Source organism: Pedobacter sp. PF22-3 (assembly GCF_026239555.1).
Lineage (GTDB): Bacteria > Bacteroidota > Bacteroidia > Sphingobacteriales > Sphingobacteriaceae > Pedobacter.
On record NZ_JAPIVP010000013.1, the window covers coordinates 108,893 to 121,322 of the forward strand.

The window sequence follows — 12,430 nt, forward strand, 5'->3', positions numbered from 1 at the left end:
TAAACTAAGTCTTTGAGGTTTTGCGGTGATCAACCAATAATTTGATTAGCCACAAAGAATTGAGAATTGAACTACTGACTAATGAACTATTGACCAATAAACGATTGACGAATAAACCCTAAGCCTCTTGCCCAAAGGTCAGTAAATTGCTATCCGGATCGAGCATGGAAAACTCTCTCTGCCCCCAGGGTTTTGTTTGCAAATGCCCATTTGGGTGAATGCTTTGTTTGGTATCCAGCATAGAATTGTACAAACCTTCTATATCATCCGTACGGACGTAAACCTGTCCGTAGTTTTCTTTCGGATCAAGTGCTTCAAATAAAAAAAAGTGAATCTGAATATGGTCTTTTTTAACCATTAGGTAATCCTTGAAGTTTTCTGCGCCAATGTCTTTAAATCCTAATTTATTTACATAAAAATCTTTGGTGATTTCTTTATCACGCATTGGAAGTTTTGGGTTGATCTCTGTCAGCATATTTTTTTTTATTTCAAAAATGAGCAATTTTTTCAAAAGCAGCACCTGATCGAAATCAGGAAATTCAATAGTTTGCCCTAACCCTGCTTAATGTTTCTGGAGTTATTTTAAGATACGAAGCGATTAGTTTAACTGGAAAAACCTGTAAAATAATGGGATGAAAATGTTCCTACACCTGCTAAAATTTCCTGAGCTGACATTATAAACTAAATTATTCGGAAGATAGAATATCAAGCAATTATTGATAAGCTATTTTTCTGGTGATTAAATAAGCAACAATTATGTTTGGAATCCAGCATAACCAGGCAACAACCAGGTACGCTTTTATAAAATCGCCATACATTATTGTCAAAATGGGCAGCCAAATCCTTAATGTTACCGCAGCAAAACAGGCGGCATAACTATAAACCATCATTTTTTGATGTGCTGCAATTTCTCCGTGTTTAATGTATAAATAAGCTTTTAAAGTAGTGTAAAACCAAAGGGTGCCCAAACAAATAAATCCTGCGGAAGAAATCCACCCGCCTGTAGCAAAAAAAGCAACATAAATGCCTGCTAATGCACTGAGCAGTACGGCAACTATATAAACTTTACCCAATTTCCGGTGTAATGCCATTCGTTTATTTCTCATTTTAGGACTAAATTGTGTCCAACCGATAAATAAAGCGATTCCTCCTAAAATAATATGCGTGTAAAAGCCAATGTTCCAGCAAGTGTTGCTCAACAACTCAACCGACTTTGAACTTAATAATCCAAATTTTCTATTGGTTAAAAAGTAAATCGTTGGATAAAGTCCAATCAGCAATGCGAAAGTTGCAAATAAAATCCATAATCCTTTTTTTACCATACTGAGCGTCCTGTTAATACTAAGCTAGTTAATTTTCAATAACTAAATCAGTTCTTTTTGTAACATAAATGTTTTGGCGTTGGCAAAACTGAGGAACAGTTCATCTGCTATTTTTAATTTTTGGTGTGCCCGCACATTACTTTGTATAGCATAACAGGTAATACCAGCAGCCATAGCCGATTTAACCCCATTTAGGGTATCTTCAAAAACGATGCATTCTTCTTTGTCCAAACCCAGGCGTTCTACACAAAGGTTATAACTCTCGGGATCGGGTTTTGATTTGCTTACATCTGTACGGGTAATAAACAGACTGAAATATTTGGCCAGACCATTGCGCTCGAAAACAGCTTCAACATCAATCTTCGGACTGGCGGTGACCACTGCAAGCGTAAGTCCTTTTTCGTAAGCAAACTGTACAAATTCTAAGGCATGTGGCATTAGTTCTATATCAGTTGTTCTAAAACCTTCAAAAGTTATCTTTTCTCTTCTCTCAATAAAGTTTGCTAAATCTTCATCAATTTTATAGCGGTATAAAATGGTTTTTGCATTTTTCGGTAGCGGAATCCCCGCATAATTACTTAGCCAATCCTTAAATTCGATATGCACATTATAGGGTGCTAAAAAGGTATTCCAACAATCGAAATGAAACTTTTCAGAATCAATCAATGTACCATCTAAATCGAAAAGCAGGGCTTTTATTTTACTCATTATAAATTTTTAACTGATTTGGTTTATGGAACAATCTCGAAAAGGAAAAACTGTTGCACCTGAGATTTACCAAAATTATTATCTACACAAAATATCAAAGAATGGTGTCCGTTGGCAAGTTTTGGCCCAAACGTTACACCTTCAAAATTATCGATGTGCCTGTTTAAGGTATCAAAATCGAAAAGTAGTTTTTTGCTGAGTGGCTTAGGCAGGTTTTTCGCAAAAGATGCATTATTGATTTCATTTTCTGCACCATTGAGATCAACCAGGTAAAGTTTTAAAAAAGTATGGTCATCGTGCCCTTTTGCCCAGGCCCGCTCCATTACCAAAAGCGTATGATGGTTAATGGCCAGTATTTCGGAAATTCCATTCACATTCCAGTCATTATCCACAGTAGGTTTAACAGGTAAGGCGCCAAGGTTATAAGCATATTGTGCAACATTCTTTTTAGTCGCCACATCAAACTTTAAAATTCGTGTTAGAGCTTTATCATATTCAAAAGCAGCTTGCAGACCATCCTGGTAAAGTGGCTCCTCCAAGCTGGCATATAACGTTTTGTAATCATCCGCATAAGTTAATCCCTCAAATAAAGCATTTTTTCGTGCACCGCTCTCTGTTTTGGTAAAGTGAAAACCTTCTGGCAGCGGAATGGTGTCTAAAAATTTTCCAATTGTAGATATAAAAGTTAAACTGGGTTGAACAATGGTCGTATCACCATTTTTAAATAACCTTTCGCCTTCGCTGCTCCAGATCAGTTGATTGGTAATTGGATTATAACGAACAGACTCTCCATCTGGCTTCACACTTTTATCGGTCCCATATTTGGGATATTCTTTTCCGTTTTCCTGTAAAAGAAAAGTAACTCCTGTAATCCGGATGCTATCGATTTTATTTTCTTTGAGATCAATCTTTGCGGTGTAAATCCTTGCCGGGCTAAATTGCGAAGGATCATCACTGATCATATAATACTGGTTCTGTTTTATATCATAATCAATACCTGATAAACCACCAACAACCGTATTTTGAAAAACAGGGTTTAAGGGCATAACGTATTCATCCAGAAACCTGACAGCTGAAACACTTGTCTCATCTGGCTTAACCGCAGCATGTTTAGCTACTGAACAGGAAGATAAAACAACAACGAAAAGAGCATAAATAATGAAAGATGATCCTATAGGTTTCAAATCGAAATATTTAGACTGTAAAAATATAGTTTTTTTGGACGGCTTGGGCTCAAGTTATGCTGAATTATTTTAGGGAGCCTAGTAGGAAGAGTTCTTTTATGTGCTGTTAGATTTTACCATTTAACAGGCGTCAATGCTAATTTAGCTTCCTTTAATTAATCTTTTTTGCAACGAAGACAATCGGAGGTAACATCCAATTACACATTTATTTAGCTTGATTAAGTATCGAAGCCGGATTATTGGCAAATCTTTCACCAGTTCCTTCGCTGTGGCGCTACCATTGCCGTTATTGTCCATTATTTTTATATTATCCCTAGGGATGACATTTTGGGACATCTTTCTGAATGTAATGAAAAATCTTCAACGAACAACAGCCAGATGGTAACATCTGGCTGCACATGTAAAATAACAAGTACTTAATTTGGTTGAATCACCTTAAAACAGCTTACCAATTACACGGTAAGTAATATTTGTTCCATCAACTACCTCTTCATAATAAACATCATCAGGCGAAACAAAATATTTTTCGTTTTTAATGGTCACCTCTCTGCATCCCTCAGGCAACTGGTTAATAATATCACCAATGTTATGCGTATCGGCAGAACCATCTGTGGTATTTAAAACGCCGTCTTTGCCAGCCACTATATATACCGTTTTACCATCGGCATTTTCTTTTTGGGTATAATAAACACCTTTGTATTCGTAATAGTCAATTCCGTTAATGGTTACCCGGTTTGCGTCAGAGGGTAATTTTGGAACTTCAGCGCCAACGGGCGGTGTTACCACTTCATATTGATTATTATTTTGTTGATAAAACAATCCGCCGGAATAATAAAATTGGGTTGGGCCATACCAGAATGGATAATAGCCGTATGGCAACACACTAATCCTAACACCTAAAAAAGGTCTGTAAAAACTGTAATAACTATAGTAAGGTCTGTAATAAGGCCTTCCGAAACCAAATCTGGAACCATAGTATGGCCTGCCATATCCCCCGCGATAACCCGGCCTGTAATAACTATAACTTGATCTGCTGGAACGGATACTAGTAGAAGAAAAACTACTTCTGCCTGGCCCGCGCATAGTGGGCTGATGAGAAAACCCACCACCTCTTGATGAGCCCATTGAGCCTGATCTGCCACCGCCGAAAGAGGCACCACCACCGCCCCTACTTGGCCGCTGTGCAGAAGCACTTTCGATACTCCAGGTTGTGATCATCACTGCTGCAGCGAAAACAACCAATGCTTTATTTATTAACCTGTTCATTGTTTTTTGTTTAAGTCAATTATCTATCAGACGGTAAAAACGCTTAAAAGATTATCCTCTAATAAAATTTAACTAAATTTTGATAAATCAATGACGAATAGTGGATTATTAGCCCAAAAAACATGCATCTGAACCGATAAAACACCTTGCCTATTAACAATTCAATTAGCCACCATCATCTCTATTCCATTTTCCATCATACATCTTCCATCATCCCTCATTCTACATGCTAACAAACCTTTTACGCGCTATATTTTTCTTATCAATTGTTAATCACCTATATTTAAATTTTATTCCTAAAAACCAGCTTAAATGAACCTTAGCAGAATTTTCAGCCTCTTATTTTGTCTGTTTGTTTCTAATGAATTAATGGCTCAACAAACCGATTCGGCTTATGTGAGAGAAAACTATACCAAAATAGAACGGCAGATTCCCATGCGCGATGGGATTAAGTTATTCACTTCCATTTACATACCGAAAAATCAATCCAAAAAATATCCATTTTTAATTAACCGTACGCCATATACTGTTGCCCCTTATGGCGAAGATAAATATAAGCTAAGCCTGGGTAATTTCCCGGCCATGATGCGCGAAGGATTTATTTTTGTTTATCAGGATGTGCGTGGCCGTTGGATGAGTGAAGGTACTTTTACCGATATCCGCCCACAACTAACTGGTAAAAAATCTAAAACAGCAATTGATGAAAGTACGGATACTTACGATACTATCGATTGGTTGGTTAAAAACGTAAAAGGAAACAATGGGAATGCTGGTATTTACGGCATTTCGTATCCTGGCTTCTATTCTACCACTTCATTGCCAAATGCCCACCCGGCACTAAAGGCTGTTTCTCCTCAGGCACCCGTTACCGATTGGTTTATGGGTGACGATTTCCACCACCGGGGTACATTATTTCTGATGGACGCCTTCAGTTTTATGAGCAGTTTTGGTGTACCGAGACCTAAACCGATTACACCAGATAAAGGGCCTAAAGGTTTTCCGTTTCCTATCCAGGATAATTATCGTTTTTATTTAGAAGCCGGATCAGTTAAAAATTTAAAAGATCGTTATTTTGCGGATAGTATTAAATTTTGGAACGATTTATTTAAACACCCAAACTTAGATACCTTCTGGAAAGCACGTTTAATTACCACTCATTTAACCAATGTAAAGCCTGCCGTAATGGTTGTGGGGGGCTTTTTCGATGCTGAAGATGCCTATGGAACTTTTGACACCTACAAAGCTATTGAAAAACAAAATCCCGGCGCCAACAATATCCTGGTTGCAGGGCCTTGGTTTCATGGAGGCTGGGTACGCAGTAATGGTTCTTTTCTTGGGGATATCAACTTTGGCAAAACCACCAGTATCGATTATCAACAGCAGTACGAACTACCTTTCTTTAAACATTATTTAAAAGGCGAAGGAGATTTTAATGCCGCAGAAGCTAATATTTTTGTAACTGGGAGTAATGAATGGAAAAAATTCAATTCCTGGCCACCACAAGAGGTAGAAAGTAAAAATCTGTATTTACAACCCAATGGAAAGCTCAGTTTCGATAAAGTTGGCAGAACCGATAGCTGGGACGAATATGTAAGTGACCCCAACAATCCCGTTCCTTACCAGGACGGTGTTCAGGACAGACGTACCCGCGAATACATGATAGACGATCAGCGTTTTGCCGCCCGCCGCCCAGATGTTAAAACTTATCAGACTGATGCCTTAACAGCAGACATTACCCTAACCGGACCCTTGCTGGCCAATCTGGTAGTTTCTACCACCGGAACAGATGCCGATTATGTTGTAAAATTGATTGATGTTTACCCTGAAGATGCACCAAACCCAGTACCAAACCCAAAAAACTTAATCATGGGCGGTTACGAAATGTTGGTACGAGGAGAAATTATGCGCGGAAAATACCGCAACAGTTTTGAAAAACCTGAAGCGTTTGTTCCTGGTGCCATTACCAAAGTAAATTATCCGCTGCCAGATGTAGCACATACCTTTAAAAAAGGACATAAAATTATGATCCAGATTCAAAATTCATGGTTTCCTTTGGCCGATCGCAATCCACAGAAATTTATGGATATCTATCATGCAGAACCACAGGATTTTCAAAAAGCAACACATAGAATTTATCATGATGTACACAACAGTTCTTTCCTTAGCGTTTCGATATTAAAATAAGCCCATTGCGTGTCACCATTGCCCTGGTTCATGTCTCCACGAACCGAGGCTTTGCTCAACCAACAAACCAAATGAAAAAACTATTTATCCTTTTCGCGCTTGCTTTCAGTATTCCTGCTGCGCAGGCGCAGATGCTGGGCAAAAACCAGGTAAACTCCAGGGCCGATAGTCTCCGTGGAACACTTACACCTTTACGTACCTGCTACGATATCAACTATTACCATTTAGACGTAAAAATTGATATTGATCAGAAATCCATCGCCGGAAGCAACGAATTTGCGTTTACCGCCACGCAGGATTTCACCAAACTGCAGTTTGATCTTTTTGATAACCTGAAAATAGAAAAAGTAGTGTATAGGGGCACTGATTTACCTTTTACCCGCGAGTATAATGCTGTTTTTGTGTCCTTTCCCAAAGCAATTAAAAAAGGAAGTAAAGATAAATTCACGGTTTTTTATTCAGGAAATCCCACTGTAGCTAAAACTCCACCCTGGGATGGTGGTTTTATCTTTAAAAAAGATGCTGCAGGCAATCCTTTTGTTTCTGTAGCCTGCCAGGGTTTAGGCGCCAGTGTATGGTGGCCCAATAAAGATCATCAGAGCGATGAAGTAGACAGTATGCTCATCAGCATTACTGTTCCTAAAACTTTACAGGAAATATCCAATGGTAGACTGAGAAACACAGCAGATAAAGCCGATGGTTACAAACAGTACAATTGGTTTGTTGCCAACCCCATCAACAACTATGATGTTACTTTTTACATTGGCAAATATGCCCATTGGCAAGATAGTTACGATGGCGAAAATGGCAAACTCAGTATAGATTATTGGGCTTTACAAACCGATAGTGCCAAAGCTCGCCCACATTGGGATGCCGATGTTAAACCCATGTTAAAATGTTTTGAATATTGGTTTGGCCCATACCCATGGTACAAAGACGGTTATAAACTGGTTCAGGCACCACATTTAGGTATGGAACATCAAAGTGCGGTAGCTTATGGCAATCAGTTTAAGCCAGGTTACTTAGGTAAAGATTTAAGTGGCACCGGTCATGGCTTAAAATGGGATTTTATCACCATCCACGAGAGTGGCCACGAATGGTTCGGGAACAGCATTACCGCAAAAGATATTGCTGATATGTGGATCCACGAAGGTTTCACCAATTATTCAGAGGTTCTTTTTACCGAATGTACTGAAGGTAAAGCCGAAGCTAACGAGTATGTAATTGGATTACAGAAAATCATCCGTAACGATGTACCTGTAATTGGTCCTTATGGTGTAAACAAAGAAGGTTCTGGCGATATGTATCCAAAGGGTGCGAATCTGGTCAGTATCATTCGCCAACTCATCAATAACGATGAAAAGTTCAGGCAAATTCTGCGTGGATTAGGCAAAACATTCTATCATAAAACAGTAACCACCGCCGAAATCGAAAATTACATAGCCAAACAAAGCGGACTGAAATTAGATAAAGTTTTTGATCAGTATCTCCGTTATTCCAAGCCGCCTATTCTGGAATATAAGATCAGCAATGGTATCCTATCTTATCGTTGGCTAACTGATGTTAAAGGATTTGATATGCCCGTACGCGTAACCTTAAAAGTTAATGCTTATACTTTAATCAAACCTACCAACGATTGGAAAACCATTAAAATTGATGCAAACATAAACGCTGATAACTTTAAACAGGATCCGCTATTTTATATTAACCTTAAAAAGGGTTAATCCCCGTCCAGACTTACGAAGTTTCCTTAGGCCTATAGCCCGTCTAACGTCGTAAGTTGGCCAACAAAGATAATTTTCAACTTGTGCAACATTTCTTAAAAACAACCGTCATATAAGAAAGGCTCATTATTCATCTAAAAAACAAAAATCTATACGCATGAAAAAAATATTTGCCATATTATTAGCCTGCCTAACATTAAGTTTTAGCATTAATGCGGTTGCAAAAGATCAGATCAGTATCACCACTTCCAAAAATAACGGCGACGACAGAGACGTAAAAAATTTTAATGGCGTTGCAGCAGCAGGCCCTATAAATGTAATTGTAACGCTCGGGAATAGCGAGAGCTGTCGCTTGGAAGGTGACGCGGAAGCAATAGCCTCGATTGTTACGGAAGTTAAAGGCAACATTTTGGTTATCCGTCCGCAAACCAGCATCACCAGTTGGTCTAGAAAATACGAAGGAAAAAAAATCACCGCTTATGTATCAGCAAAAGAATTGGCGAGTTTAACGGTTAGCGGCGATGGAAGCTTAGCCGTAAATGGAAAAATCAGCACAGGTAGTCTAACAACTACTGTGAGCGGATCAGGAAATATTAAGGCCTCTGCAGATGTAGATAATTATAGTGGTGTAATCAGCGGATCAGGATCGATTAATATTACTGGAGGTGCAGATCATGCGAAAGTGGTGATCAGTAGCTCAGGCACTTTTTCTGGTAAATCTTTTTCTACAAAAACACTAACCAGCACCATTAGCGGTTCAGGAACGGTGAACATTGCCGTAAGCGATAGCATTAAAGCAGTCATCAGCGGTTCGGGAAATGTAAATTATTCAGGCAATCCAACTGTAGATAAAACGGTTATTGGATCAGGTGGCGTAAGAAAAGTATAAGATCAGATTCATCATCGTAGAAGGAACGCCCCGGAGAAATTTGGGGCGTTTTTTTTATATCCCTTTAGCTTACAAGCGTGATTTGAAAAGCAGGTTCAGTGCAAATATTAATGTCCGTCCCGCTATCATTTCAAGTCCTCATCCCGATGAAGGATCGGGTTTCCGGGCTTTCCATTCATATCGGGTTTAGTAACAATGGTTTCTGCACCCTGCAAACCCTAAAAATAAATTACTGCTCTGCCCACCTAGCCCCGGTTGAAGCGGTACCCTGCAACGACCGAGGTACGAGGAAGTGAAGCGTACAAGCGTAAAACGGGAAGAAACTTATTGTTGTGTGCAAGCACTGCGCTCCAAAAAAATGTTTTCTTTAGCACACAAAAAACATATTGATCTGTTTTTGCTTTGAAACAATTATCTTCGTTTACCTATATCTCACCCATGAAAAAACCATTTTTAGCCTTTTTATTTTTCAGCATAACCTACCTTGCCTATTCGCAGGAAGAAACGCTCGATAAAAAATACCGCCCGGTAGTTACCAACTTTGTTAATGCCGTTAAAAGCGGAAATATTGACAAGTTGAGCAGCAAAATCAAATATCCATTAAACCGGACCTACCCGATTCCGCCCATTAAAAACAAACAGGAATTTGTTAAGCGGTACAAAGAAGTTTTTGATGATAATTTGATCAAAAAGATTATTAATGCTAAGGTTGCAACCGATTGGAAAGATGTTGGCTGGCGTGGCATTATGTTGTTAAATGGCGAGTTATGGCTTGATACCGATGGAAAATTAATTGCCGTTAATCACCAATCGAGGCTAGAAGCCAAAGAACAGGCCAGATTGATAAATATTGATAAAAGCGGCCTTCACCCCTCAATCAGCAATTTTGCACAACCTGTTCTTGTTTTAGAAACGGCTCAGTACCGGATCAGGATTGATGATCTTGGTAACAACAATTACCGCTATGCCGCATGGCCTGTAAAAAGTAAAATGAGCGATAAGCCCAAATTAATTTTGACCAATGGGAAATTTAAACCTGATGGCAGTGGTGGAAATCATAATTATCAATTCAAAAGCGGTGACTATCTATATACCTGCTTCATCATTGTAATTGGCGAGAAAGATGCTCCACCTGCCCAATTGGTAATCAGTAAGGCCGGAAAAGAAATATTATCTCAACCTGCGAAAAAAATCAATCTTTAATTGTTGAAAGATGCTTGCCGAAACACTAAAAAAACTTTTTAACCGGGATCTCAGTAAGCTGAAATCCGAAATTGAAGCTTACCAGAAAGAGGAGAATCTTTGGCTGATAGACCATGGCATTGCAAATCCGGCAGGAAACCTTTGCCTGCACCTTGTCGGTAATCTTAATACCTACATCGGCGCTATTTTAGGTGGTACCGATTATGTCCGGAACCGCGAACTGGAATTTACATTAAAAGATATCCCTAAGCAGGAGCTGATCAACATGATTGAAGCTACCATAGGTGTTGTTAGCAAAACTTTAGATCAGGTAAGCAAGGAGCAGATGGATAACGAGTATCCGATACTGGTATTTGAAGAAAAAACCTCTACCGAATTTTTCCTCGTTCACCTCACCACACATTTAGCTTATCACCTGGGACAGATTAATTACCATAGAAGGCTGTTGGATAGGGAATAGAAGGTCAAGCGTGGGGCGTGAAGCGATCTGGCTTAGATTGTTGTTGGAAAGGAGTTAAGTTATTATCAGAACTTTGGTTTTAAAATCCAAAGTAAAACCATTATGAAGCAACTATTGAACATAACAGTAAAATTTTATTTCATTTTTCAGATAATTGCATTAGGATCTTGCTCTACCAATCATGATTCCTATTTTAACAAAATCGCTAAAAATGATATTGACTTACCAAAATCAAAATCTGGTGATTGGCTGTTCAGCCACAAAGAAATTGGGCAATCACTCATGCAGTTTAAAAAATCAAATCCACTTAAACCTACTGAAACAGCCAATTTGATTTATTTAAAACCGATTGGAAACTTTACCGAACTCCAGCTAAAAGAAATAGAAACTACCCGTCAGTATTTAGAAATATTTTTTCAGTTAAAAACCGTTACACTTAATAAAGTTAACAATGAGGTGGTTCCTGCAGGTTCCAGAAGAATTGGGCCACAGCAACATGAACAACTGTTGGCAACCTACCTCCGCGATACAGTAATCGCCAAAGAAAAACCCAAAAATGCAATTGCGATAATGGGTATTACAGAAATGGATTTATATCCAAATCCAAAATGGAATTATGTTTTTGGCCTAGCATCTTACCAAGAAGGTTTAGCCGTTAGCTCAATATACAGGCTGCAAAACAAGCCATTGTCAGAGAAAAATTTTAAATTAAGTCTCATCAGATTATTAAAAATAAGTTCACATGAAATCGGTCACATATTTGGCTTAAAACATTGCATTTATGCACAGTGTGTAATGAATGGAACAAACAGCATGTTAGAAACCGATAAAAGTATTTTAAGGTTATGTTCAAATTGCCAAAGCAAATTAAACTCAAGTTTAAAATTCAGCAACGAGAAAAGATTAAAAGAGTTGATTTGCTTTTTTAAAAGCACTGGTATGAAAAACGATTTAATGATGCTGAATTCAGATCTTAGTGTTGTGAAATAAACTTAAGCTTTATTTAATCCAATGGTATAACAAATCTTCACCTTACAGACAACCAAAATCTTAAAAGACGACGAATCCGTTATCGGTTAGCCATTGGCGGCTCTGGCTAAGCAATGAAATCGAAGAATTTTCATATCTCGACCTGATCTCGTTAGTAAACGAAAAAGTAATCAGCATACAAATCAAAAATGCTCCAATATGCCAATTACCTTTAAGGAGATGATATTTCTCGAGCGATCATTGTTGTAAATTCAATTTTTCATTGGATGAAACAATCTTTACAGCATTGCTATTCAACACAAAAGATTGCTTCTTCGCTCCTCCCCGCAATGACGACTTTTCTATTTAAATGTGTCGATTATAGAGGTCCGTTTTAGAAAACAAACAAAAGATTTGTGATGATAGATACAAGTGGATCATCATTGCAATCCCTAAGATTCGGGAAGAAATCTTTTAACTATGCTAAATATTTCGCGAGGGATTCTGGTGCAATATCAACA

The 12,430-nt window shown here is 38.3% G+C and carries 11 protein-coding genes; 6 read left to right on the plus strand and 5 right to left on the minus strand.

All coding sequences use genetic code 11. The features are described from left to right. Positions 1-118: 118 nt before the first annotated feature. The 5 genes from OQX63_RS16660 to OQX63_RS16680 form a co-directional block, all read right to left on the minus strand. Positions 119-475 carry a bleomycin resistance protein gene (locus OQX63_RS16660; RefSeq protein WP_265851951.1) on the minus strand — a complete coding sequence of 119 codons (357 nt, stop codon included), beginning with the start codon at positions 473-475 and terminating at the stop codon, positions 119-121. A gap of 238 nt (positions 476-713) precedes the next feature. After that, complete coding sequence (locus tag OQX63_RS16665; RefSeq protein ID WP_265851952.1) at positions 714-1,322, minus strand: DUF2306 domain-containing protein; 609 nt, start codon at positions 1,320-1,322, stop codon at positions 714-716. 42 nt (positions 1,323-1,364) lie between these two features. Next, positions 1,365-2,030 carry an HAD family hydrolase gene (locus OQX63_RS16670; RefSeq protein ID WP_265851953.1) on the minus strand — a complete coding sequence of 222 codons (666 nt, stop codon included), beginning with the start codon at positions 2,028-2,030 and terminating at the stop codon, positions 1,365-1,367. 23 nt (positions 2,031-2,053) lie between these two features. Next, positions 2,054-3,214 carry an esterase-like activity of phytase family protein gene (locus OQX63_RS16675; RefSeq protein WP_265851954.1) on the minus strand — a complete coding sequence of 387 codons (1,161 nt, stop codon included), beginning with the start codon at positions 3,212-3,214 and terminating at the stop codon, positions 2,054-2,056. Positions 3,215-3,649: 435 nt separating this feature from the next. Further along, positions 3,650-4,480 carry a DUF6515 family protein gene (locus OQX63_RS16680; RefSeq protein WP_265851955.1) on the minus strand — a complete coding sequence of 277 codons (831 nt, stop codon included), beginning with the start codon at positions 4,478-4,480 and terminating at the stop codon, positions 3,650-3,652. Between the two features lie 312 nt (positions 4,481-4,792). On the opposite strand from OQX63_RS16680, the gene OQX63_RS16685 reads away from it, so the two are divergent. The 6 genes from OQX63_RS16685 to OQX63_RS16710 all read left to right on the plus strand — a co-directional run bounded on the left by OQX63_RS16685 (position 4,793) and on the right by OQX63_RS16710 (position 11,930). Next, complete coding sequence (locus tag OQX63_RS16685) at positions 4,793-6,664, plus strand: CocE/NonD family hydrolase (RefSeq protein WP_265851956.1); 1,872 nt, start codon at positions 4,793-4,795, stop codon at positions 6,662-6,664. Between the two features lie 71 nt (positions 6,665-6,735). Next, positions 6,736-8,388, plus strand: a complete 1,653-nt coding sequence (locus tag OQX63_RS16690) for a M1 family metallopeptidase (protein ID WP_265851957.1) — start codon at positions 6,736-6,738, stop codon at positions 8,386-8,388. A gap of 157 nt (positions 8,389-8,545) precedes the next feature. Further along, on the plus strand, positions 8,546-9,277 hold the full coding sequence (locus OQX63_RS16695; RefSeq protein WP_265851958.1) for a head GIN domain-containing protein: 732 nt from the start codon (positions 8,546-8,548) through the stop codon (positions 9,275-9,277). 438 nt (positions 9,278-9,715) lie between these two features. Further along, positions 9,716-10,480 (plus strand): hypothetical protein, encoded by a 765-nt coding sequence (locus OQX63_RS16700; protein ID WP_265851959.1) that lies wholly within the window; start codon positions 9,716-9,718, stop codon positions 10,478-10,480. Between the two features lie 10 nt (positions 10,481-10,490). Further along, positions 10,491-10,940 (plus strand): DUF1572 family protein, encoded by a 450-nt coding sequence (locus tag OQX63_RS16705; RefSeq protein ID WP_265851960.1) that lies wholly within the window; start codon positions 10,491-10,493, stop codon positions 10,938-10,940. Between the two features lie 102 nt (positions 10,941-11,042). Further along, positions 11,043-11,930, plus strand: coding sequence for an archaemetzincin (locus tag OQX63_RS16710; protein WP_265851961.1), 888 nt, complete (start codon positions 11,043-11,045; stop codon positions 11,928-11,930). Positions 11,931-12,430 lie beyond the last annotated feature (500 nt).

Bases quoted from the DNA above. Each gene is read 5' to 3' on its own strand.
- OQX63_RS16660 (WP_265851951.1), bottom strand. From the start codon at position 475: ATGCTGACAGAGATCAACCCAAAACTTCCAATGCGTGATAAAGAAATC.
- OQX63_RS16665 (WP_265851952.1), bottom strand. From the start codon at position 1,322: ATGGTAAAAAAAGGATTATGGATTTTATTTGCAACTTTCGCATTGCTG.
- OQX63_RS16670 (WP_265851953.1), bottom strand. From the start codon at position 2,030: ATGAGTAAAATAAAAGCCCTGCTTTTCGATTTAGATGGTACATTGATT.
- OQX63_RS16680 (WP_265851955.1), bottom strand. From the start codon at position 4,480: ATGAACAGGTTAATAAATAAAGCATTGGTTGTTTTCGCTGCAGCAGTG.
- OQX63_RS16685 (WP_265851956.1), top strand. From the start codon at position 4,793: ATGAACCTTAGCAGAATTTTCAGCCTCTTATTTTGTCTGTTTGTTTCT.
- OQX63_RS16690 (WP_265851957.1), top strand. From the start codon at position 6,736: ATGAAAAAACTATTTATCCTTTTCGCGCTTGCTTTCAGTATTCCTGCT.
- OQX63_RS16695 (WP_265851958.1), top strand. From the start codon at position 8,546: ATGAAAAAAATATTTGCCATATTATTAGCCTGCCTAACATTAAGTTTT.
- OQX63_RS16700 (WP_265851959.1), top strand. From the start codon at position 9,716: ATGAAAAAACCATTTTTAGCCTTTTTATTTTTCAGCATAACCTACCTT.
- OQX63_RS16705 (WP_265851960.1), top strand. From the start codon at position 10,491: ATGCTTGCCGAAACACTAAAAAAACTTTTTAACCGGGATCTCAGTAAG.
- OQX63_RS16710 (WP_265851961.1), top strand. From the start codon at position 11,043: ATGAAGCAACTATTGAACATAACAGTAAAATTTTATTTCATTTTTCAG.